The sequence below is a fragment of the Pseudarthrobacter sp. alpha12b genome (assembly GCF_054130495.1).
In genome coordinates, this window is record NZ_CP196746.1 from 3,769,118 (window position 1) to 3,789,099 (window position 19,982).

Sequence of the window (19,982 nt, forward strand, 5' to 3'; positions counted from 1 at the left end):
TGCTGGGCCGGCCTCTTTCTGGCAGAGTATGACCATGCTCACAGTGATCGGCGAAGGCCTTGTTGACGTTGTCCAGCGCGCCTCCGGAATTGAGGCCCACGTGGGCGGCAGCCCCCTGAACGTCGCGGTGGGCTTGGCCCGGCTGGACCATCCGGTGCAGTTCATCGGCCGTTACGGCCGGGACGCCTACGGTGATTCGGTGGCCGCCCACCTGCGCGCCAGTTCGGTGATGCTGCCGCTGCCTCCGGACGGGTTGCCCACAAGCGTGGCCACGGCGCTGATTGACGACGACGGCGCCGCCACCTACACGTTCGACCTCACCTGGGAGCTGCCGGGCATCGCAGACCGGCTCGGCTTCATGCTGCAGGGCACCACGCTGCTGCACACCGGCTCCATCGCGACGATGCTGGCGCCGGGCGCCACCGAGGTGCTGGCCGCCGTCGAATATGCCCACCCTTCCGCCACCATCAGCTTCGATCCCAACTGCAGGCCCAGCATCATCACGGATGTGGACTTCGCGCGGCGGCAGGCTGAAAAGTTCGTGGCGCTCGCCGACGTGGTCAAGGCATCCGACGAGGACCTGGCCTGGCTGTACCCGGGGCAGGACGTGCTGGATTCGGCCCGCAAGTGGCTGGCGTTGGGTGGAGAAGAGGGACCCGCGCTGGTGGTGGTGACCCGCGGCGCCGAGGGTCCGTGGGGTGTGTGCCGGGCCGGTGAAGCATCGGTTCCCGCGCCAAAGGTTGTTGTGGCGGACACCGTGGGGGCCGGGGATTCGTTCATGGCGGCATTGTTGTCAGGTCTGGTGGACCGGGAGCTGGACGGCGCGCAGAACCGCCAGGAGCTGCGGGACCTCCCTGTTGAGGGCCTGGCGGAACTGCTGGGGCATGCTGCCAAGGCCGCTGCCGTCACGGTGTCCCGCCCCGGCGCCAATCCGCCCACGCGGGCCGAGTTGCACGGGGCTGAAATGGGCTCCTAAGGCTGAAACGATTGCTCCGCAGATGCCGTTCTGACGGCTCAAAAGGACATTTACGGAGCAACCGATGGGGGTGAGACTGGACTGCTCCTTGCCGCATTCCGATTGGTGTTCGAAAGCCGGCTGCAGCACCACTGGTGCGGCTGGTTATTCGCCGGTTAGAGCTGCGGGACGCAGGGCCCACTACCCAGCAGGGCAAGCCCGGCCCGGTCACCTGCCGCAAAGTCTGTAACGCCCGCGTTCTCGGCATTCATCAGTTGAGACGGATCATTGACGTGGTTGAGACCCAAAACGTGTCCGAGCTCGTGCATGATGATGGCCCGCACTTCCGCTGGGCCGTCCGGGCGGCTGGCAACGATATCGGCAAGATCAGGGGCATCAAGGCGCACCTGGCCGGCGGCGAGGACCAACGGCAGCAGCGGCTGCCCGGTGGCCTGTGCGTAGCCGCTTCCGCCGAGTCCGGCAACGTCTCCCGCAAGGGCGGGACTTTCCTCAGGGGTCGACCAGGCGATCAGCACGGGCGCCCACCGTTTCCCGTAGCGGTCAGGCTGGAATGCCTGCCGATTATCGGTTGGAGCCTCTGCCGTGGTTCCGTCATAGACAAATTCCAGTCCGGTCGCCTGGGAAGCTGCCGCTATAGCTTCGCGGACCAGGATGTCTCCACCCGGCAGCGCGTTGTCCGGCCGGACAACATAATGGACCGGGCGGCAGGGATCGTAGGCAACCAGGCGCTGACCCTCTTTCGGCGACTCCTCCAGCACAAAAGCATTGGAACCCGTGCTTGCCGGCGGTGTGCCCAGGGGAGCGGATGCGGCCTCGTATCCCGGTGGCGGGACTTTCGCGCCGGGAAGGTAGGGAGCCGCCAGAGGAAGGACCACGCGGTCGAAGAGCGCCGGTGTGAAGTACAGGCAGACAACCAGGGCGATCCCAAGGGCGGTCCGCATCCGGGTGGACCGTGCGAACCGGGGCCGTTGTTGTCGGGCTTTGTTCCGGAACTTCTTCCGACCAGGCCGAGGGCGTTCGGTGCTGCGCCACGGCGACGGAGTCTCGGCCCTGCCAAAGGCCTCATCGATAGCCCATTGCGGGATGCGTCCGCTGGGGGAACGCCGGACGTGTGGTGGGGCCAACGCGCCCGGGATGTCCTGCTGCGAATTACTGCCTTTCCCTAAACCGGTCACCGGCATCCCCCTTAAGCCCTGCCGCCCGCCGATGGGCAACCCCCTCAGCCTAGGGGCCTGCTTCCCAGCCTTGGCGCGGGAAATGCACAGGATTTAGGCAAGAAAGGGAGCCGGCCGGATGCCGGACCGCGTCCCCGGGCCGAAAGGAGGCCCGAGGGACAATCGATTGCTCCGTAGATGTCGTTCTGAGGGCTCAAAAGGGGATTTACGGAGCAACCGATGGGGCCGAGAGGGTCTACTCCTTCCCGAGTCCCGCCGCCGAGGTCTTCCCGCCCGAGACGCTGTTGAGGGCCCGCAGGTCGAAGATGCCGTTGATGTCGGCCTGTTTTGTGGTGCCGGCAGTCACGCCGTCGGCCAGGAGCTTCTGGTAGGTCCCTGCCAGCGGGTCCACGGTGAACACGATGTTCTTCAGGGACCGGTCAATGACGTCGGCCTTGAGCTCGGCGCCGGCCGCTTCCTTGAGCGCGGCGTTGATGACGGTGGCCTTGTCGCCCGCGGACGCGTTGTTCAACCACTCGACCGACTTCACGTGCCCCTTCAGCAGTGCCTTGACGGTGTCCGGGTGGTCTGCCGCGAACTTCTGGTTCACGATCAGGATAGTGGTGGGGAACTCGCCCGGCTTGCCGGACAGCGAGCCGTCCCAGAGGTCCTTTTCATCCACCAGCACCTTCGCCCCGGCGGTCAGTACCAGCCGTGACGCCCATGGCTCAGGCAACCACGCGCCGTCGAGCTTTCCGTCCTGGAACAACTTCAGGGTCTGGGCGTTCTCCGTGGGGTTGATGGCGACGTCGCCGCTGCCGTCCACGTTCGTTTTGTAGCCCTGGGAGGAAAGCCAGGCGCGGAGAGCCACGTCCTGCGTGCCGCCAAGCTGCGGGGACGCGAGCGTCTTGCCCTTCAGGTCCGCCGCCGAATTGATCTCCGGCTTAACCACCAGCTGGGCCCCACCGGCTGCAGCGCCGGCGATGATGTTCACCGATTCGCCCTGGCTCTTGACGAACGAGTTGATGGCCGGGTTCGGTCCGATGTAGGTCGCATCGACGGCGCCGGCGTTCAGGGCTTCGATGGCTGCGGGGCCGGCGTTGAACACCTGGGTGCTGAGCTTGGTGCTGCCCAGTTCATCGGCGATGAAGCCCTTGCTGACCCCCACCAGGGCGGGTGCGTGGGTGACATTGCCGAAGTAGCCGAGCTTCAGCTCGGCGGCGGGGTTGCCTGACGGGGCAGCGTCCGGGGCTGCCGCCGGGGTGGCGCTGTTCACGGCTGAGGCGACGGCGGCACCCCCTCCTGCGAGGGCCAGGAGTGCGGCGGCGATGCCGATCTTCAAACCGAGCGGGCGCTTGGGCTTCACTGTCTGGCCGGCGACGATGCGGGTTGAGCCTTGCTGGTTCTGCGGATTCTTGTCCTGCGGGTTTGCCATGGAAATTCCTTTGCTGGGTCGGATGCTGAGACGAGATTACGGAGCGGCCAGCGGCCCCACAATCAACCGCGTAGCGGGCGTTCACCCGGCGACGCGAACGCTCAACGCGGCGTAGCAGGACGTCAAAAATCGTCGTGGGACGTCTTGATCCGGAGGGGGGTACGCACCCGGCACCGGCTGTGAATGCCATCCGCAGGTGCCGGCACTGATTTTTTGGGCGCGGTGGTGGGTACGTAGGCGGCATGGGGGCTTTGGAAAAATAAACAAGGAGACACTCATGCTGCTTTGGATCGCTATTATCATCGCCGTTCTTTGGCTTCTCGGACTGCTCGCAAACATCGGTGGCGGGCTCATCCACATACTCTTGGTGGTTGCCGTGGTGGTGCTTATCTTCCACTTCGTCCGTGGCAGGTCACGCGTCTAAACGCAACGCAGACAGGATTCCTGCCGCCGGTCACAGCGCCGGCGGCAGGAATCCCGGTGCGTCAGGCCGCCTTAACCAGGGGGAGTTCGTCCCAGTGCGTGGTGTACCGGGGCGAGCGCATGTCACGCTTCATGGTCCAGTCCAGGCCGGACCTCATGCCGGCGTGCCCCAGCCCGATGCAGCCCCGCCCGAACCGCCGGCTCACATCCTCCAGAAGGGGGCCGATGCCGCGCTCCTCATGCCGGTTCTCGAACAGCTCCAGGGGTGGCTGGTTTCCCGTGGGCCGCAGGTCGGTGAGCATCAGGCCCGCCTTCGCGTACTTAAGTCCGTCCCGGATGCTGGGCAGCAGCGCGTGCGCGGCCCTGGTAAGCAGGAGGGGATCCGCCGTGGGCATCGGCAGGGATACACACACTGAATGGTGGGCCTGCTCCGAATTCCTGAATGGCGAGGTGGCAGCGAACGCCGTCAGCACCTTCGCCTGCAGTCCGTGCTTGGAAAGCCTGGCGCTGGCCTGCTGCCCGTAAATGCTGAACACCTCGCGCAGGCCGGCTGCTGTTGTGACCGGGGTGGCGAAGGAGCGGGAGAAGATCAGCTGGTCCCGGCCGATGCGCTCCTCCTCCATGGGGATGCAGGGGGTGCCGCGCAGTTCAAGGACGGTGCGCATCAGCACCACCGAGAACTTGTCCCTGATCATCACCGGATCCGCACTGACGAGGTCGTGGACAGTGAAGATCCCCAGCACATTGAGCCGCTTGGTCAGCCGCCCGGCGATGCCCCAGATCTCCTCCACCGGCAACCGGCCCATCAGTGCCTGCCGCACGTCGGCCGGCACGGAGTCCCACAGGCAGACCCCGCCAAAAGCGGAATTGTTCTTGGCCCACTTGTTGCAGAGTTTTGCCAACGTCTTGGTGGGGGCGATGCCAACGCAGACCGGCACCCCCACGTTCCGCCGCACGGCATTCTTCATCCTGCGGCCCAGGGCCAGCAGCTGCTCCGGATCGCCTTTGACGCCCAGGAAGGCTTCGTCAATGCTATACACCTCCAGCCACGCCGAGTACCGGCCCAGCAGTTCCATCACCCGGGAGCTGATGTCCCCATAGAGCTCATAGTTGCTGGACTTCGCCACCAGGCCCCACTCTTTGGCCCGCGGCTCGAGTTTGAACCAGGGCTCTCCGGTGGAGATGCCGAGTGCTTTCGCCTCGGGGGAGCGGGTCACGGCGCAGCCGTCATTGTTGGACAGCACCACCAGCGGCCGGCCCTCCAGCGACGGATCGAACGCGCGCTCGGCGGAGGCGTAGAAGCAGTTGACGTCCACGTGCGCGATCTGCGGCGTCCTTGGCATGAACGCAGGCTTAGGCATGGTGCACTTCAAACATGGTGCAGGCACCTGGTGGCAACACCCCAGATGGTCAGCTCGGACAGGGCGGGCACGTGGATGTCCGGGTACTTTGGGTTCTCCGCCTGCAGCACCACGCCGGTGCGGGTGATGCGGAGGCGCTTGACCGTCAATTCCCCGTCCAGCACTGCGATCACCACCGCTCCGTCCTTTGGTTCCAGTGCCCGGTTCACGATCAGTTCGTCGCCGTCACTGATGCCGGCGCCCTCCATCGAGTCCCCGGTGACCCGGACCACGAAGGTGCTGGTGATGTCCTTGATGAGGTGCGCGTTCAGGTCGATCCGGCCGTCAAAGTAGTCCTGCGCCGGGGACGGAAAGCCTGCCGCCACCGCCACGGGTGAGACCAGCACGGAGAATAACGAGGCGCCCGCATTTATCACACGGGGACCGACAACAACGCCCAAAACACACCTTTATTCGAATATATGTTCGATGGTTTCAGTGTAGCGCCGGAGGCTGACAACGGGTACTCCTTCATTCAGGGGTCTCCAAGGGCGGCTGCCTGCTGCAAGCAGGTCCGCCGGACACGCTGGGGTGCTTCACTGGGAGGACGACGGCGGCCTGCCGCCTTCCAGCGTCGTGGGAGGTACCAGCGCGCCCAGCCCACGTAGACTTGCAGGATGCGGTTGGTAGCAAGCGATATAGACGGAACGATCCTTGGGCACGACGGAAAAATCAGCCCCCGCACCATCTGCGCCTTCCACGCCTGCCGTGATGTCGGCGTCGAGTTGGTGTTCGTGACCGGCCGGCCGCCGCGGTGGCTGCACCCGCTCGAGGAACAGCTGGGTCACACCGGCCGTGTCATCTGCTCCAACGGCGCAGTGGTCTGGGACCTTGAGGCGGACCGCCTGGTCTCCGCCCGCACCCTGGCCATCGACACCGTCCTGGAAGCCCGCCGCATCATCAAGGCACTCCGCCCGGCCGCCCTGTTCGCTGCGGAAACGCTCACCGGATTCCACCTGGAGCCGGGCTTTATCGAAAACGAATCCAGCGAGCTGCTCGCCGAATTCACCCCGGCGCCGCTCAGGGAAACGCTCACCGGGGATGACTCCGTGGTCAAATTCCTCGCGATCGTCCGTGACGGCACTCCCGACGACTTCCTTGCCGAGGTGGCGCCCGCCGTCGAACACCTGGCCGCCACCACCCACTCTTCACCCGGCGTCGCAATGCTGGAACTGTCCCTTCCGGGCGTGAACAAGGCCGTCACCCTTGCTGAATACGCCGGTGCGCTGGGCATTGACGCCGCTGACGTGGTGGCCTTCGGTGACATGCCCAACGATATCGAGATGCTCCGCTGGGCCGGCCACGGCTATGCCATGGCCAGCGGCCATCCGGAAGCCATCCGCGCGGCAGGGCAGCAGGCGCCGCATTTTGACGACGACGGCGTGGCCCAGGTCCTTGAGGCCAGGCTCGCGTCCCTGGGCGTCCAGTTTTCCTGAGTTCCGCTTTCCCGGGTCCGGCGCCCCATTCTCACAGCTGGCGCTCACCTGGCGTTTACCTTCCCTGCGTAGCGTGAAGCGTGGAGAGCAGGCACCCTCCCACGGCTCATAGGGGGAACGATGGCAAAGAACGTCAGGCAGCACGCGGCCGACGCGCCGCTGCGCAAAGCAACGCCCGCACCGCACTGGAAACAGCTGCGCCAGGGGGACCGCGTCCGGGTCCTGTTCGCACCCGGTTTTGAGGCGGGCGGCGTGGTGGACACCATTACGGCGGACCACACTGCCGTCTGGGTCCACCTGGACGCCGGCCGCGGCCGGACCCTGCTGCACTGCGGCGACGGCGTGGACATCCTTCCCTGCGCGGAGACTGGCTGCCGGGGCTGACGCGCCGGATCCGGGGTACGCTCGCAGGGTGACCCTGCCCTTTTTCGACCACGCGGACGACGCCGGGCGGCAGCTTCCCATCGCCATGGCCCACCGCGGGTTCTCGGCTGAGGGCCTGGAAAACTCCATGGCCGCGTTCCGCGCCGGCGTTGAACTTGGCTTCCGCTACCTCGAAACGGATGTGCACACCACGGCGGACGGCGTGCTGCTGCTCTTCCATGATGAAACCCTGGACCGGGTCACCGACGGCAGGGGCCGGGTGGCGGAACTGCCGGCCGCGGATGTGGCCAAGGCCCGGATCAACGGCCGCGAGCCCATCCCCACCTTTGACGACCTGGTTACCCAGCTCCCCGATGCCCGACTGAACCTCGACGTCAAGGACTGGGGCTCGGTCCACAGCACCGCCGCCGCGATCGAGCGGCACCAGGTCCACCACCGGGTGCTGGTGGCGAGTTTTTCGGACCGCCGACGGCGGGCGGTACTGAAGCTGCTCAGCCAGCCGGTGGCCTCCTCCGCCGGAATGGCCTCGAATGCCCTCTTCACCCTGCTGGGCCCTGTGCTTCCGCGGCCGGTATTCCGCCGGCTGATGCGCCGAACACTCCGGGATGTGCATGCGCTGCAGGTACCCGTCCGCTACGGACGGGTACCTGTTGTCACCGCCGGCTTCGTCCGGCGCGCGCATGACCTTGGCCTGGTGGTGCACGTCTGGACCATTAACGAGGCAGCGGAAATGCACCGGCTCCTCCACCTGGGCGTGGACGGCATCGTCACGGACCGGGCGGACCTGCTCCGCGGCGTGCTCATGGAGCGGGGCGAGTGGCCGCACGGGCCCGCACGGGGCGAGTGGCCGCCCGGTCCGGCTGACTAGCCGCGGCCTGTTTCGGTGGGTGCTGTCGCGTCGCCGGCCAGGCCGCCGTCGTCGGCTTGATCACTGTCCGTCTCATCGGCGTCCCCGCCCAACGGACTGGTGGAGACGCGAGCCGGGGCAGTCCCGGTCTTGAGGCCGGGTGCCTTCTGCTTCTCTGCCTCCATCGCGTTTGAGCCTTCGCTCAGGGACGAGTGGACTTCCACGTCGTCATTGGGGTCCGCGGGGTCTGGCACGTCCGTCTTCTCTGTCGGCTTGGATGTCCCGGCCAGGTCCTCCATGGCGTTTTCTGCTGCCTTGCCGATGCTGTCGCCGATTCCCATGTGACTGCTCCTTCCGACATTGCATGCCGGCGCCCCAGCGGCGTACCGGCCCTACTCCTCCAGAATTATCAGCATGCTTACAATTAGTCCAGTGCTGGGGAAACGAACCGCAGCCGGAGAGGAAGGAAAGGCAATGAGCACTTACCATCCGGAAAATGACCCCGCGAACCCCGACCGTCCGGGGAAGGAAGAGGTTGGCGCCGCCCAGCCCCACCTGGCGGAGCAGCGCAGCAGTGAGTCGGCCGGGTCGCCAAACCCGGATCCGGCGGAAGGCAACGTCACCGGCTTGGAACCCGGCGGGGGAGTGCCGCCGGGAGAGACGCCGCCGGCCGAGGGCCAGATGAGCAGGGACCAGGGCCACTCTGAATAGCGCGTGGATGCGGGCAGCGGGGCGGCCGGCTAGCTGCCGGCCCCCTGCTGCCTGCGGCAATTTTTCAGGAAGACTCTTTGCCCTGGGGGATAGCCCGTGATTCGCCCGGGCCCGCCAGGTGGCGCTCCAGGCCGTCCACGTCCAGGCGCGTGTTCCAGCTTGCCCAGTCCTTGGGGCGCACCGACGGCCGGCCCAGCAGGTACCCCTGGCCGGCGCTGATGCCCAGTTCGGTGAGGACCTTGAGCTCACCCACCGTTTCGATGCCCTCAGCCACCAGGGTGATGCCGATCTGGTCGGTGAAGTCCACCAGGCAGGCGGCCAGCGCCCGCTGGAGACCGTCCTTGTCGACGTCGCCGATGACGTTGCGGCCCACCTTGAGGAAGTCGGGCCGCAGGTGGATCATGCGGCCCAGTGCGCCGGCGCCGGTGTGTGTGTCATCGACGGCGATGCGCAGCCCTTTTTCCCGCAGCGGATTGATCGCGGAAAGGAACTGCAGGTATTCCTCTTCAGGAATGTCCTCGGTCAGTTCGAGCACCACCCGGTGGATGGGGAGGTCAATGTGGTCGAACAGTTCCGGCAGCCGGGGGTCCATGCAGGACGTGGGCGAAATGTTGAGGGACACATAGAGGTTTTCGGGCAGGCCCCGGGCGGCCGCTGCCGCGGATCCCAGCGCCGAGAACTCCAGGTTTGCGCCCAGGCCCACGGCCGCTGCCTCGGCAAACCATAGCTCGGCGGCTGCGCCGTCATCGCTGACGAAGCGGGATAGCGCTTCCGCGCCCACCACGGTTCGTCCACCCAGCCCATAGATGGGCTGGAACGCGGTCATCAGCATCTGGTTTTCCAGCAGGGCGCTGATCCGGGACGTGCTGCGGATGGCATCCAGCTGCTCCGCGAACTGCGGCGGCAGCGCCGGCGGTGTGAGCCGCATGTCCCTGGCGGTTTCCAATGTTTCCACCGTGTTGGCGTCGCTGCGCCGGGTCTCAAGGAGATACTCCAGCAGGGCCCGTTCGGGCACGCCGGGATTCTCATCGAGGCTGTTGCTCAACCGCTGCCGGACGGCGGCTCCCGCAGGATCCGTATCCGCCAGCACGGCGGCGATAATTCCCCATGCCTGTACCCGAACCGACATTAGCAACGCCCCCAGTTGACGAAGTAATGACCCGATGGCCCAATAATGTTCAAATTTCCAAACGCCTTATAAAAGTACGGTGCTGCCAGACCTGAATTCCGTGGCGGCGAAAAACCAGACACCGCACGCTGATCGTATAACGGCGGCTCCAAAAGCGCAGTAGTTTTTGCGCTACTGGTTAGCGCTTTCCTGCTGGTCAGCCAGCAGTTCCGGGATCTGCTCCGGGGGAACGGGCCGGCTGAAGTAGTAGCCCTGGGCGCTGTGGCAGCCCAGGCCGCGGAGGATTTCCGCCTGCGCCGCCGTTTCCACGCCCTCCCACACGGCTTCCAGCCCGCATGCCCGCACCAGTTGCAGGACTGCCGCCACCAGCGCGGGTTGGTTGGGATCGCTCTCGAGCCCGGTAATCAGCGACCGGTCTACCTTGACCCGGTCCACCGGCAGCCGGCGGAGGTAGCTGATGGATGAATAGCCGGTGCCGAAGTCGTCGATTTCGATGCCCACTCCCAGGCCGCGCAGACCGCCCAGCGAATAGCGGTCCAGCTCATTGCCCTTGACGATTGCCACCTCCGTCAGCTCCAGGACAACCTGTTCAGGCCTGACGCCGGTCTCGTGGAGTGTATTGCGCACGTCCTCAATGAACTGCAGGCTCTGCAGGTCTGTGGCGGAGATGTTGATGCGCACGGAGAAGCTGCCGTCCACCAGGGAGGCGTCGATCCATGCCCGCAACTGCCTCACGGCGGTCCTGAGGACCCAGAGGCCCAGTTCCGAGATCAGCCCCGCCTCCTCGGCCAGGGGGATGAACTCGTCAGGCATGATGAAGCCGCGGGTGGGGTGGTTCCACCGGACCAGCGCCTCCACGCCCTCGATCCGTCCCGTGCCCAGCTCCACCACCGGCTGGTAGTGCAGCGTCAGGCCATCGTCCTTGATGGCGGCCCGCAGGTCGTCCACCAGCTGGCTGCGGAGCCGGCGCATCAGCAGCAGCGCAGGCTCGAACCGGTGCAGCTTGTTCTGCCCCTCGGCCTTGGAGGCATACATGGCGACGTCCGCCTCCATCAGCATGTCCTCCGGGCTCTGGCCGTCGCTGCCCACGCTGAGCCCGATGCTGGCGCCGCAGCGGACGCTCCGGCCGGGGAGCTCAATGGGTTCGGTGAGGGACGCCAGGATGCGGTGCGCCACGATGGCCGCCTGGTCTGCCGATGCGGACGGCATGACAATGGCGAATTCGTCGCCGCCCAGGCGGGCTACGACGTCGGACGCGCGCACCGCGGTCCGGAGCCTTTCGCCAACGGTCACCAGGACCTGGTCGCCGGCCGTGTGCCCCAGGCTGTCATTGATGGATTTGAACGCGTCCAGGTCCATCAACAGGATGGCGGGCCCTTCTTCCACCCGCTTGCCGTCCGCGGCGGTCCGTGCTTCCAGGGCGCTGCGGAGGGCATCAAGCAGCGCCGACCGGTTGGCCAGTCCCGTCAAAGGATCCTGCATGGCCATCTTCTGCATCTCGAGGTGGGCCTCGTGCAGGAGCTGGGTCCGGACCTGGACCCGCTGCTCAAGTTCCTCGTAAATGACCTGCAGGTCCTCGGCCAACAGGTTGGTGCCCATGATGATCGCATCAAGCTCATCCCGGGCCGGGGACACCTCAATGCGGGACGTCAGGTCACCGGAGGCAAGCCGGACGATGCCTTCCAGCAGCTGGGAGAGCCGGGGGTCGTCGTCGGCAAACATGGCCAGTCCTCCTTCGGCGCCTAGTTGGCCTGGACGCGGTCAGTGCCGAGGGGAAGGCTGACGGTGACGGTGGTCCCGGCACCCAGGGTGGAGGCGACGTCGATCCGGCCGCCGTGGCGGTCCACGATGTCCTTGGAGATGGCAAGGCCCAGCCCTGTTCCCGGGATGGCGCCGTTCATCGCGTTGGAGGCCCGGTAGAACCTGGTGAATACGTGGTTGATTTCGTCGTCCGAGATGCCGATGCCGGTATCGGCGATCCGCACGGTGGCCCACTTGGAGCCATCCGCCGAGGCGTGGGATTCACTGCCCACCTCGATCCGTCCGCCGCTGGGCGTGAACTTGATGGCGTTGGATACGAGGTTGGTGAACACTTGCTGCAGCTGCACCTCATCGGCCAGTATCTCCGGATCCTCCGGAACCGGGTCCACTTCGATGGTGACGTTCTGCAGGGTGGCCAGCGGGCGGAGGGCCGCGGCCACCAGGTCCAGGGTGCGTCCCAGGCGCACCGGAGCCAGCTGCATTGCGGTGTTGTCCAGGCCGCCGCGGGAGACGCTGAGCATGTCCTCGATAAGGGTCCGGAGCCGTTCGGTGTTCCGGACCACGATGTCCAGCATCTGGTGGACCTCCTTGGACACCGGGTGCTCCGTGCTCTCCTGGATCATGTCCAGGTACGCCATGATCGAGGTCAGCGGAGTGCGCAGCTCATGGTTCACCGTGGCCAGGAAATCTGTCTTTGCCTTGTCAAGTTCCCGCAGCTGCTTTACCACCTGCTGCTGGCTGCTGATCAGGTGGCTTTGGATGAGCCCGTAGGCGGCGTTGCCGGCCACGTGCTGGATCAGCCCCAGTTCGGCGCTGGACCACGTCCTGGGCCTGTCCATCATGGCAATCCAGATGATGCCCAGGGAGGAGTTGCCTTCGCCGATTGGCACTGCCAGCGTGGAGGCCGCTCCGGCGACGGCGCGGGTGGGCTTTTCGTCGGCCCGGGCATCGGTTTCGTTGCCGTCCGCGGACAACGTCTCTGTTCCGGCCCACAGCGCGTCCGCCGTCGCACGGGCCTCGTCCTCGCCGGGAAGGGCGTGCGCGGGCAGTTCCGCCAGGCCCTGCCGGTGCCACGTCGCCGTGATCACCGGGACGCGGTGGTCCTCGAAGGTGGCCAGGACAACGTGGTCGGCCTTAAAGGTCCGGCCGAAGCCGGAGACGACGTGGTTGGCGATCTCCTGCGGATCGTTGGTGGCGCGTACCGCGGCAGAGACCTCCCGCAGCTGCTCGCGGAGCCCCTCGGCCTCCTGCCGGGAGGCGCGGCGCCGGGACACCTGCTCGATGAGGACGGATGCGCGGTGGACCAGCTCTTTGGGCTCCGGCGGTTTGGTGATGCAGTCGTGGACGCCGGGCGGGTTGGCCGCGGCTATCTCCTGCGGGTTGTCCAGGTTCACCATGACCAGGACGGGCGCCGTGGACGGGACCGAGGACAGAAGAGCGTCGGCGACAACCACGGAGGGCTGGCCGGCGTCCAGCAACGCGGCGAGGCCATGGGCGTCGGTCGCTTCCAGGACTGTGTACCCAGCGTCGCGCAGTGCCTGGGCGTTGCGGGCCAGCCGGCCGGCGTCGGGATCGGCTACGACGGCGGTGCGGGCCAGGCGCACGCTACTCGGCACAGCCGTCACAGTGCTCCCTTCCTCCCAGTTGAGTACATTCTAGGGGGACGCGGGCCGCGCGGGTCCAGAGCCCGCGGAACCGCGGTTCCACCCCTCCATTCGTGACGCCGTAGGCGGGGCGCGCCGTAATGTGGCAGAAGCTGCGCCGGCTCCCCGGAAGGGAACATATATTTGAGCCGTGTCATCCCCAACGAAGTCGCCGCGGTCCGTCCTGCAGAAGTACCTGATGATCCCCAAACTCGTCAGGATGTCGCGGGGTGCGCCGAAGGACCGGCATAAGGCGTGGGACACGTACTGGGCGGGCATCACGGCCACCGGCCCCGGCGGCGAGGTCCTGTGGGATTCGGGCAGCGACCATGAGTTCCTGGGCTACAAGGACAGCCTCCTGCGCTACCTGGACCCCGCGCTTCCCGTGGTTGACGCCGGCTGCGGCCACGGCAGTTTCACCCGTGCACTCGCGGGTGTCTTCCCCCGGGTGGTGGGCGTGGATGTCTCGCCGAACGCTGTTGCCAGGGCCCTGGCGGAGTCCGCTGGAACCGGCAATGCGGCCTTCGAAGCGCGGGACATGACGGCGGACGGCGCCGGGGCAGCGCTGGCGGAATCCATCAACGCCGGCGCTGACGGCGCCAATGTTTTCATCCGCGGCGTCCTGCACGTCCTTGCCCCGGCGCACCAGATGGCGCTTGTCGAGAATCTCCGGCTCCTGGCTGGCCGCCGTGGCACGGTCTTCCTGGCGGAAACCAACTTCCAGGGGAACCCCGTGGAGTACGTATCCCACCTGGGAGCCACTGCGCGGGGCATTCCGGTGCCGTTGGAACTGGCCATCCGGGGGCTCCCCATGCCGGGGCATTTCGGTCCCGAAGAGCGCGAACGCGCGTTCCCGGCGTCGGCCTGGGAACTCCTTGAAGACGGCCACACGGCCATCGAAACCAACCCGGTGACCGGCGTGGCGGGCCAGGACCGGGTGCCCGGGTACTACGCGGTGGTCCGCCCCCGCCGGTAGCCCTGGCAGGCAGGCAATTCATCCGGCGCCGCAGGCGTGTCCGGATTTCCCGCAGGCGGTCCGCGCGGTCCCTTCCCTCCCCTTGACAGGGGCCGGATCCGGAGGCTCCATAGTAAGTAGACTTATTAGTTAGCCGGAGGTGAAAGGAAGGCCGCCGTGGCAGAAGACAAAGGCAATAAGACCCGCAAAGCGGATGACAGCGGGGACGGGCGGGACCTGGGTGCTGGCCCCGAGGGCGGGAAGATCCGGCAGGGGCCGGAGTCCTCAAAGTCCCTGAAGTACTCGCAGGAAGTCACCTCAACGGACGACGAGCCCGAACGGGAAGGCCGCAGCCTGGCCACCACCCACCATGAAGTCATCAGGCAGTGGGCGGAGGAGCGCGACGGCGTGCCCGCCACGGTGGAGGGCACTGAACATGGCGACCATCTCGGCGTGCTCCGGATCGACTTCGGTGGCAAGGACAACAAGCTCCGCCACATCAGCTGGGAGGAATGGTTTGACACCTTCGACTCCCGGAAACTGAACTTCATTTACCAGGAACAGCGCAGCGACGGCACCCAATCCAACTTCTTCCGGTTGGAAAACCCCAACCGGGAAGACGCCTAAGCCGCACCCCCGCCCCAGCGTTCGGCCGGCACCGGATTATCCTCCGGTGCCGTGCACCGGCCTCCGGCGCAAGACCCACAGGAACCATCATGAGCAACCTCATTCCGTCCGGCGCATTTCGCCGGATGCTGCTGCCCCCTACCTATGGGCGGCACGTTACCTCCGCCACCGAATTCACCATTCTGTCAGTGGAGGTGTGGGCCTCAGGGCTGGTGGTCAACATCCATCTTCCCTCGGATGACGCGCCCGAACCCCAGCTTGTGCTCCAGGACCACTTCGGGACCGAATACACCCTGAAGGAATCCGCCACCGTGGGCACCCGCAACCTGCAGGTGTTCACCCCGTCGGTGCCGCCGGGCACCAGGAGCCTGACCGTCAGGTCGGCGGACGACGCCGACGGCCGGCTTGTGGTGACCTTCGCGGTCCCGTTGATGGCCGTGCCGGAAGCCCAGCCGGACATGGAGCCGACAGGGCGCCAGGCCTCCGCTGCGGCCGACGATGAGTCTTACCAGCCCGATCTCCGCCGCCCCGCCTGACCAGGCCCCGCCTGACCTACCGAAAGGCCCCGCTATGCCGGACACCAGCACCTTCGCGCCCACCACCGCCATCGTCACCGCCTCCGACTCCGGGATTGGCAAGGCTACCGCCGTTGCGCTGGCCCGCGCCGGAATGGACGTTGGCGTCACCTGGCACTCGGACAAGGCGGGCGCCGAGGAAACCGCCGAAGAAATCCGCGGCCTGGGGCGCAAGGCGGTGGTCCGGCAGCTGGACACCACCGAACTCCGCGCGGCGGCGGCCGTCATCGATGAGCTCGCCGGGGAGCTGGGCGGGCTGGACGTCTTCGTGAACAACGCGGGCACCGGCGCAAGCACTAAGTTCCTGGACATGGGCATCGACGACTGGATGCGGATCCTGGACACGAACCTCAACGGCGCGTTCGTTTGCCTGCAGGCAGCGGCCCGGCGGATGGTCAAGGCCGGCAGGGGTGGCCGGCTGGTGGCAGTGTCCAGCGTGCACGAGTTCCAGCCCCGCGTCGGCTCCTCCGCCTACGATGCCTCCAAGCACGGGCTGGGCGGACTCATGAAAACGCTGGCCCTGGAGTTGGGCCAGTACGGCATCACGGCCAACACGGTGGCCCCCGGCGAGATCGCCACGCCCATGACAGGCCAGGAGGACCAGGATCCGACGACGACAAACCGGCCCGGGGTGCCGCTGGGGCGGCCGGGCCACGCGCGGGAGATCGCCGACGTCATCGCGTTCCTGGCCTCGCCCGCCTCCAGCTATGTGACCGGTGCGGCCTGGGTTGTTGACGGCGGGATGCTCCAGATGGGTCCGCAGGCGGGCTCGCACCTCACCGGCAACGAGTGGCGCGAGGGCTAGGCGGTTCCGGTCACTCCATGAGCCGGTGAAGCAGTCCGAATCGCGGAGCTGGCAAGCGCTTTCCCTCGCCTTGCTGGCATGATGGAACGCATGCGCATTCTTATCGCTCCGGACAAGTTCAAGGGGTCCCTGACGGCAGCTGAGGCCGCCGCTTCCATCGCTGAAGGGGCGCTCCGGGTGTACCCGGACGCCGTTGCCACCCAGTTTCCCATCGCAGACGGCGGGGAGGGCACCCTCGAGGCGGCCGTGGCGGCAGGCTACGAAGAGCGGCTGAACGCCGTCGTGGGCCCAATCCTTGCCCCGCTCGGCGCTGCCTGGGCGGTCCACAAAGCCGGCGGCGGCAAGGTCACGGCAGTGATCGAAACCGCCCAGGCGTCCGGCCTGGCCGACATGGAGCCCACACCCGCGAATGCACTGCGCGCCCACAGTTACGGGTGCGGCCAGCTCATTGCCGCGGCCCTCGATGCCGGCGCCACCGAGATCGTCCTGGGCCTGGGCGGTTCGGCCATGACCGATGGCGGCAGCGGCGCCCTGCGCGCGCTGGGCCTGAAGCCCCTGGACGCCGCCGGAAACGTGGTGCCGCTGGGCGGCGGTTCGCTGGCTGACGTCGTCGCGCTGGACACGAGCGGGCTGGACCCGCGGCTGTCCGCAACCACATTCCGCATCGCCGTCGACGTCCGCAATCCGCTGTACGGGCCGTCCGGCGCCGCGCACGTCTTCGCCCCGCAGAAAGGTGCGGACCAGGACACTGTGGAGATGCTCGACGCCGGGCTGCGCAACTGGGCGTCAATGCTGCGGGAAGCAACGGGCCGGGACGTCAACGTCCCCGGCGCCGGCGCCGCCGGCGGCTTCCCGGCGTCGTTCCTTGCCTTCACCGACGCCACCCTGGAAGGCGGCTTCGCGCTGGTGGCTGGGCTGACGGGCCTGGCGGGGCAGCTGGACCAGGCGGACCTGGTCATCACCGGTGAAGGGTCCATGGATTCGCAGTCGCTGACCGGCAAGGCGCCGATCGCGCTCGCAGACGCGGCCCGGGAACGCGGAATTCCCGTCATCGTGGTGGCCGGCAGGATCCTGGTGACCTTCGAGGACCTTGCCGGACACGGAGTGGTCGCCGCGGCGCAGCTGCTGGATGTGGCATCCAGCCCGGAAGATGCCGTGGCAAATGCAGGCAAGTACCTGGCCTGGGCAACAAGCCAGGTACTCGAAGGGGCCTAGCCCACGATCGTCGTGTTGCGGCGGCGCCGGAAAACCAGGATCGCAATCACCACCAGGACGGCGATTCCAGGGTGGTCCGCACGAACGTTCGCATACAGTCTCCTCTTGGGCGGGGCTGGTTTGGATTGGGCGGTCAGGCCCCGGTGTCGTAGTGGGGTTCGGCGACCGGCTTTGATTCCGGGGACCCCTTCTCCCGGAGGTACACCGACGCCCCCACCAGGACCCCGACGGCCAGGAACTCGCTCTGCCAGTTCTGGAAGGATTCGAACCAGAAGCGGCTGGTCCCCAGGTACTGCAGGAAGGTGATGGCGGGCTGGCCGTGGCTTTGCTGATCCTGGCTGTACTCGTCCGCGCCGCCGGCGGCGTGCAGGAGGAACGAGGCAAGGAACAATACGAAGAACAGGATCGACAGGGAGTGCTCGTACACCTTGAGCACCACTCCGCCACGCCGGATGGGCCACGGGCTGGCACTGCTGATATGCGCTTGGCGTGGGTCTTCGTCCTGCGGCGCCTTCTTGCCCATGGGCTTTGACTCGGATGAGCCCTTCTGGAACAGGAACACCGTGAGGACCACGTACATGGCCATCTGCAGGAACTCCGATTCCCAGTTCTCGAAGGTGGCCTCCACGAACGCGCCGGTTCCCAGGAACTGAAGCACAGACACGGCAGGCTCACCGTGGGCCTGCTGGTCTTCGCTGTAGGACGCCGCACCGGAGAGCACCATTCCCGCAAAAAATGCGAGGAACAGGCCCAGGTTGGCCACCAGCAGCCCATGCTCTTTAGCCCACTTACGCATTCCTTACTCCTTTCCCTCGGCCGGCGGGAGGATCCTCCCGGTGGCCCGTTTGTTCAGGCGAAGCGGAACGAATACCAGCATGACCACCATGACGCCCAGCAGGGCGCCACCGGCCGTCACCCCGGCTGTCCGGCCGGCGGCAACATCGAACACCAGGGCTGCGGTTCCAGCGCTCAACAGGGCGATGCCGCCCAGGGCAATCTTGGTGATGGTGTCGGCGCTGGACACCAGCGTTTCCTTCAGCCGTTTCCGGAAGAGCCGCCGGTGCACGCTGACCGGAAGGAGGATAAAGGCGGTAGTCAGGGCGGCGATCACCACATTGGCGAGGTAGAGGTCAACCTCCCAGTCGTCCAGCTTTTCAAACCGCTGCTGGAACGGCAGGGTCAGCAGGAAACCGGCCAGGATCTGTACCCCGGTCTGGAGCACGCGCAGCTCCTGCAGGAGCTCGGCCCAGTTGCGGTCCATCTGCTCCTCGCGGGTCTCGTTGCGTCCCGTGCGGCCGGTATAGTCCTCAACTTCGGACATCGGCACTCCTTCCTCTGCGGCGGCGGTCCAGGTCTTCTTTCTACTCCTCCCATACCCAGAAACAAGGCTGGCCGTTGCGCCGGCTGCAACATTTGATAAGTTTACTGATTATTACCCGGAGTGGTGGACTTGGTCCTCCACCCGGGATAGCTTCGAAGGGCCGGAGCACGGAAGAGCTCTTCTATATCGACACAGGTCAACCGACACCAGGCAGGCGGACTATGAGCGACACGGACAAGCAGACAGACCAGCCGAAGGATCCGCGCGGCGGCTACCACTCGGGCCCCTTCCCTGAGCAGGAACAAAAGCAGCCCGGGCTCACGGCTCCCATGGATCCCAAGCCGGACCACGGGGAGCTCAGCTACGAGGGGCACGGCAAGCTCGAAGGCAAGGCAGCACTCATCACTGGCGGCGACTCCGGCATCGGAAAAGCTGCAGCCATCGCCTTTGCCCGGGAGGGCGCCGACGTCGCCATCTCCTACCTCCCGGAGGAAGAGGACGACGCGCAGGACACCGCGGAGTGGATCCGGAAAGCCGGACGCCGGGCCCTCCTGTTGCCCGGCGACGGACGTGAAGAGGAGTTCAGCACCCGTATCGTGGAGGACGCCGTATCCGAATTCGGGCGGCTCGACGTCCTGGTGCTGAACGCGGCCTACCAGAAGAACCGGGAGAGCCTGGAGACTCTTCCCACCGAGGAATTTGACCGGGTGTTCCGCACCAACCTCTACTCGCTGCTGTGGTCCGCGCGGGCGGCCGTGCCCCATCTGAAGGCAGGAGCCTCGATCATCACCACGGCCTCGATCCAGGCCTTCAACCCCTCACCCGGACTGATCGACTACGCCATGACCAAGGCGGCGCAGGTGGCCTTCACCAAAGCCCTGGCGCAGGAGCTCGGCCCCAAGGGAATCCGCGTCAACGCGGTGGCCCCCGGCCCCATCTGGACGCCCCTGATCCCCGCTACAGAGTGGCCGGACAAGCTGCCGTCCTTCGGGCAGGACACGCCGCTGGAGCGTGCGGGGCAACCAGCGGAACTCGCAGCGGCCTACGTACTGCTCGCCTCCGAGGACGGCTCCTACATCTCCGGCGCAGTCCTGCCGGTCACCGGCGGCAAAGGACTCTAGGCAGGACATCGCCTTGCACAACCCATAACCGGGCCCATCCAAGGCAGTATCAAGAAGACCAGCA

The 19,982-nt window shown here is 66.6% G+C and carries 22 protein-coding genes; 12 read left to right on the top strand and 10 right to left on the bottom strand.

The window, feature by feature from the left end; all coding sequences use genetic code 11:
• Positions 1–28: 28 nt before the first annotated feature.
• Positions 29–976, top strand: a complete 948-nt coding sequence (locus ACTAQI_RS17380; protein WP_457947512.1) for a carbohydrate kinase family protein — start codon at positions 29–31, stop codon at positions 974–976.
• Positions 977–1,131: 155 nt separating this feature from the next.
• Here the strand turns inward: ACTAQI_RS17380 and ACTAQI_RS17385 are convergent, their stop codons facing one another.
• A complete protein-coding gene (locus ACTAQI_RS17385) occupies positions 1,132–1,917 on the bottom strand; it encodes a matrixin family metalloprotease (protein WP_457947514.1) in 786 nt (261 codons plus the stop codon).
• Positions 1,918–2,386: 469 nt separating this feature from the next.
• Positions 2,387–3,565 carry an ABC transporter substrate-binding protein gene (locus tag ACTAQI_RS17390; protein ID WP_457947516.1) on the bottom strand — a complete coding sequence of 393 codons (1,179 nt, stop codon included), beginning with the start codon at positions 3,563–3,565 and terminating at the stop codon, positions 2,387–2,389.
• Positions 3,566–3,842: 277 nt separating this feature from the next.
• On the opposite strand from ACTAQI_RS17390, the gene ACTAQI_RS17395 reads away from it, so the two are divergent.
• Entirely contained in the window at positions 3,843–3,989 is a 147-nt protein-coding gene (locus tag ACTAQI_RS17395; protein WP_159634671.1) for a lmo0937 family membrane protein, read from the top strand.
• 61 nt (positions 3,990–4,050) lie between these two features.
• Here ACTAQI_RS17395 and ACTAQI_RS17400 read toward each other — a convergent pair whose 3' ends face one another.
• Positions 4,051–5,331, bottom strand: coding sequence for a Y-family DNA polymerase (locus tag ACTAQI_RS17400; protein ID WP_457947518.1), 1,281 nt, complete (start codon positions 5,329–5,331; stop codon positions 4,051–4,053).
• 26 nt (positions 5,332–5,357) lie between these two features.
• Positions 5,358–5,789: a LexA family protein gene (locus tag ACTAQI_RS17405; RefSeq protein WP_457947520.1), complete on the bottom strand. Its 432-nt coding sequence runs from the start codon at positions 5,787–5,789 to the stop codon at positions 5,358–5,360.
• A gap of 216 nt (positions 5,790–6,005) precedes the next feature.
• Between ACTAQI_RS17405 and ACTAQI_RS17410 the strand changes: the two genes are divergently transcribed.
• The 3 genes from ACTAQI_RS17410 (at position 6,006) to ACTAQI_RS17420 (ending at position 8,076) form a co-directional block, all read left to right on the top strand.
• A complete protein-coding gene (locus tag ACTAQI_RS17410; protein WP_457947521.1) occupies positions 6,006–6,824 on the top strand; it encodes an HAD family hydrolase in 819 nt (272 codons plus the stop codon).
• Positions 6,825–6,944: 120 nt separating this feature from the next.
• Positions 6,945–7,208 (top strand): hypothetical protein, encoded by a 264-nt coding sequence (locus ACTAQI_RS17415; protein WP_457947522.1) that lies wholly within the window; start codon positions 6,945–6,947, stop codon positions 7,206–7,208.
• Positions 7,209–7,236: 28 nt separating this feature from the next.
• A complete protein-coding gene (locus ACTAQI_RS17420) occupies positions 7,237–8,076 on the top strand; it encodes a glycerophosphodiester phosphodiesterase (protein ID WP_457947523.1) in 840 nt (279 codons plus the stop codon).
• Here the strand turns inward: ACTAQI_RS17420 and ACTAQI_RS17425 are convergent.
• On the bottom strand, positions 8,073–8,396 hold the full coding sequence (locus tag ACTAQI_RS17425; protein WP_457947525.1) for a hypothetical protein: 324 nt from the start codon (positions 8,394–8,396) through the stop codon (positions 8,073–8,075). The genes ACTAQI_RS17420 and ACTAQI_RS17425 overlap by 4 nt on opposite strands.
• A gap of 133 nt (positions 8,397–8,529) precedes the next feature.
• Here ACTAQI_RS17425 and ACTAQI_RS17430 point away from each other — a divergent pair, with 133 nt between their 5' ends.
• Complete coding sequence (locus tag ACTAQI_RS17430; RefSeq protein ID WP_457947526.1) at positions 8,530–8,766, top strand: DUF6480 family protein; 237 nt, start codon at positions 8,530–8,532, stop codon at positions 8,764–8,766.
• Positions 8,767–8,830: 64 nt separating this feature from the next.
• Here ACTAQI_RS17430 and ACTAQI_RS17435 read toward each other — a convergent pair whose 3' ends face one another.
• From ACTAQI_RS17435 to ACTAQI_RS17445, 3 genes are all read right to left on the bottom strand, one after another.
• Positions 8,831–9,895: an EAL domain-containing protein gene (locus tag ACTAQI_RS17435; protein WP_457947528.1), complete on the bottom strand. Its 1,065-nt coding sequence runs from the start codon at positions 9,893–9,895 to the stop codon at positions 8,831–8,833.
• Between the two features lie 171 nt (positions 9,896–10,066).
• Positions 10,067–11,617 carry a putative bifunctional diguanylate cyclase/phosphodiesterase gene (locus tag ACTAQI_RS17440; RefSeq protein ID WP_457947529.1) on the bottom strand — a complete coding sequence of 517 codons (1,551 nt, stop codon included), beginning with the start codon at positions 11,615–11,617 and terminating at the stop codon, positions 10,067–10,069.
• 20 nt (positions 11,618–11,637) lie between these two features.
• Complete coding sequence (locus tag ACTAQI_RS17445) at positions 11,638–13,281, bottom strand: ATP-binding protein (RefSeq protein WP_457947531.1); 1,644 nt, start codon at positions 13,279–13,281, stop codon at positions 11,638–11,640.
• Positions 13,282–13,498: 217 nt separating this feature from the next.
• On the opposite strand from ACTAQI_RS17445, the gene ACTAQI_RS17450 reads away from it, so the two are divergent.
• The 5 genes from ACTAQI_RS17450 (at position 13,499) to ACTAQI_RS17470 (ending at position 17,476) form a co-directional block, all read left to right on the top strand.
• The gene (locus ACTAQI_RS17450) at positions 13,499–14,275 is read left to right on the top strand and encodes a class I SAM-dependent methyltransferase (protein WP_457951096.1); all 777 of its coding nucleotides are present in this window, start codon (positions 13,499–13,501) and stop codon (positions 14,273–14,275) included.
• A 156-nt stretch (positions 14,276–14,431) separates the two neighbouring features.
• Positions 14,432–14,881, top strand: coding sequence for a hypothetical protein (locus ACTAQI_RS17455; RefSeq protein ID WP_457947533.1), 450 nt, complete (start codon positions 14,432–14,434; stop codon positions 14,879–14,881).
• Positions 14,882–14,970: 89 nt separating this feature from the next.
• The gene (locus ACTAQI_RS17460; protein ID WP_457947535.1) at positions 14,971–15,417 is read left to right on the top strand and encodes a hypothetical protein; all 447 of its coding nucleotides are present in this window, start codon (positions 14,971–14,973) and stop codon (positions 15,415–15,417) included.
• A gap of 34 nt (positions 15,418–15,451) precedes the next feature.
• Entirely contained in the window at positions 15,452–16,261 is an 810-nt protein-coding gene (locus tag ACTAQI_RS17465; RefSeq protein WP_457947536.1) for an SDR family oxidoreductase, read from the top strand.
• 90 nt (positions 16,262–16,351) lie between these two features.
• The gene (locus ACTAQI_RS17470; RefSeq protein WP_457947538.1) at positions 16,352–17,476 is read left to right on the top strand and encodes a glycerate kinase; all 1,125 of its coding nucleotides are present in this window, start codon (positions 16,352–16,354) and stop codon (positions 17,474–17,476) included.
• A 133-nt stretch (positions 17,477–17,609) separates the two neighbouring features.
• Here the strand turns inward: ACTAQI_RS17470 and ACTAQI_RS17475 are convergent, their stop codons facing one another.
• Positions 17,610–18,272: a DUF6766 family protein gene (locus tag ACTAQI_RS17475; RefSeq protein ID WP_457947539.1), complete on the bottom strand. Its 663-nt coding sequence runs from the start codon at positions 18,270–18,272 to the stop codon at positions 17,610–17,612.
• Between the two features lie 3 nt (positions 18,273–18,275).
• Positions 18,276–18,797 carry a DUF6328 family protein gene (locus tag ACTAQI_RS17480; protein ID WP_457947540.1) on the bottom strand — a complete coding sequence of 174 codons (522 nt, stop codon included), beginning with the start codon at positions 18,795–18,797 and terminating at the stop codon, positions 18,276–18,278.
• Between the two features lie 221 nt (positions 18,798–19,018).
• Here ACTAQI_RS17480 and ACTAQI_RS17485 point away from each other — a divergent pair, with 221 nt between their 5' ends.
• The gene (locus ACTAQI_RS17485) at positions 19,019–19,918 is read left to right on the top strand and encodes an SDR family oxidoreductase (protein ID WP_457947541.1); all 900 of its coding nucleotides are present in this window, start codon (positions 19,019–19,021) and stop codon (positions 19,916–19,918) included.
• The last annotated feature ends 64 nt before the right edge of the window (positions 19,919–19,982 follow it).

Bases quoted from the DNA above. Each gene is read 5' to 3' on its own strand.
- ACTAQI_RS17380 (WP_457947512.1), top strand. From the start codon at position 29: ATGACCATGCTCACAGTGATCGGCGAAGGCCTTGTTGACGTTGTCCAG.
- ACTAQI_RS17385 (WP_457947514.1), bottom strand. From the start codon at position 1,917: ATGCGGACCGCCCTTGGGATCGCCCTGGTTGTCTGCCTGTACTTCACA.
- ACTAQI_RS17390 (WP_457947516.1), bottom strand. From the start codon at position 3,565: ATGGCAAACCCGCAGGACAAGAATCCGCAGAACCAGCAAGGCTCAACC.
- ACTAQI_RS17395 (WP_159634671.1), top strand. From the start codon at position 3,843: ATGCTGCTTTGGATCGCTATTATCATCGCCGTTCTTTGGCTTCTCGGA.
- ACTAQI_RS17400 (WP_457947518.1), bottom strand. From the start codon at position 5,331: ATGCCAAGGACGCCGCAGATCGCGCACGTGGACGTCAACTGCTTCTAC.
- ACTAQI_RS17410 (WP_457947521.1), top strand. From the start codon at position 6,006: ATGCGGTTGGTAGCAAGCGATATAGACGGAACGATCCTTGGGCACGAC.
- ACTAQI_RS17415 (WP_457947522.1), top strand. From the start codon at position 6,945: ATGGCAAAGAACGTCAGGCAGCACGCGGCCGACGCGCCGCTGCGCAAA.
- ACTAQI_RS17425 (WP_457947525.1), bottom strand. From the start codon at position 8,396: ATGGGAATCGGCGACAGCATCGGCAAGGCAGCAGAAAACGCCATGGAG.
- ACTAQI_RS17430 (WP_457947526.1), top strand. From the start codon at position 8,530: ATGAGCACTTACCATCCGGAAAATGACCCCGCGAACCCCGACCGTCCG.
- ACTAQI_RS17435 (WP_457947528.1), bottom strand. From the start codon at position 9,895: ATGTCGGTTCGGGTACAGGCATGGGGAATTATCGCCGCCGTGCTGGCG.
- ACTAQI_RS17440 (WP_457947529.1), bottom strand. From the start codon at position 11,617: ATGTTTGCCGACGACGACCCCCGGCTCTCCCAGCTGCTGGAAGGCATC.
- ACTAQI_RS17450 (WP_457951096.1), top strand. From the start codon at position 13,499: ATGATCCCCAAACTCGTCAGGATGTCGCGGGGTGCGCCGAAGGACCGG.
- ACTAQI_RS17460 (WP_457947535.1), top strand. From the start codon at position 14,971: ATGAGCAACCTCATTCCGTCCGGCGCATTTCGCCGGATGCTGCTGCCC.
- ACTAQI_RS17465 (WP_457947536.1), top strand. From the start codon at position 15,452: ATGCCGGACACCAGCACCTTCGCGCCCACCACCGCCATCGTCACCGCC.
- ACTAQI_RS17470 (WP_457947538.1), top strand. From the start codon at position 16,352: ATGCGCATTCTTATCGCTCCGGACAAGTTCAAGGGGTCCCTGACGGCA.
- ACTAQI_RS17475 (WP_457947539.1), bottom strand. From the start codon at position 18,272: ATGCGTAAGTGGGCTAAAGAGCATGGGCTGCTGGTGGCCAACCTGGGC.
- ACTAQI_RS17480 (WP_457947540.1), bottom strand. From the start codon at position 18,797: ATGTCCGAAGTTGAGGACTATACCGGCCGCACGGGACGCAACGAGACC.
- ACTAQI_RS17485 (WP_457947541.1), top strand. From the start codon at position 19,019: ATGAGCGACACGGACAAGCAGACAGACCAGCCGAAGGATCCGCGCGGC.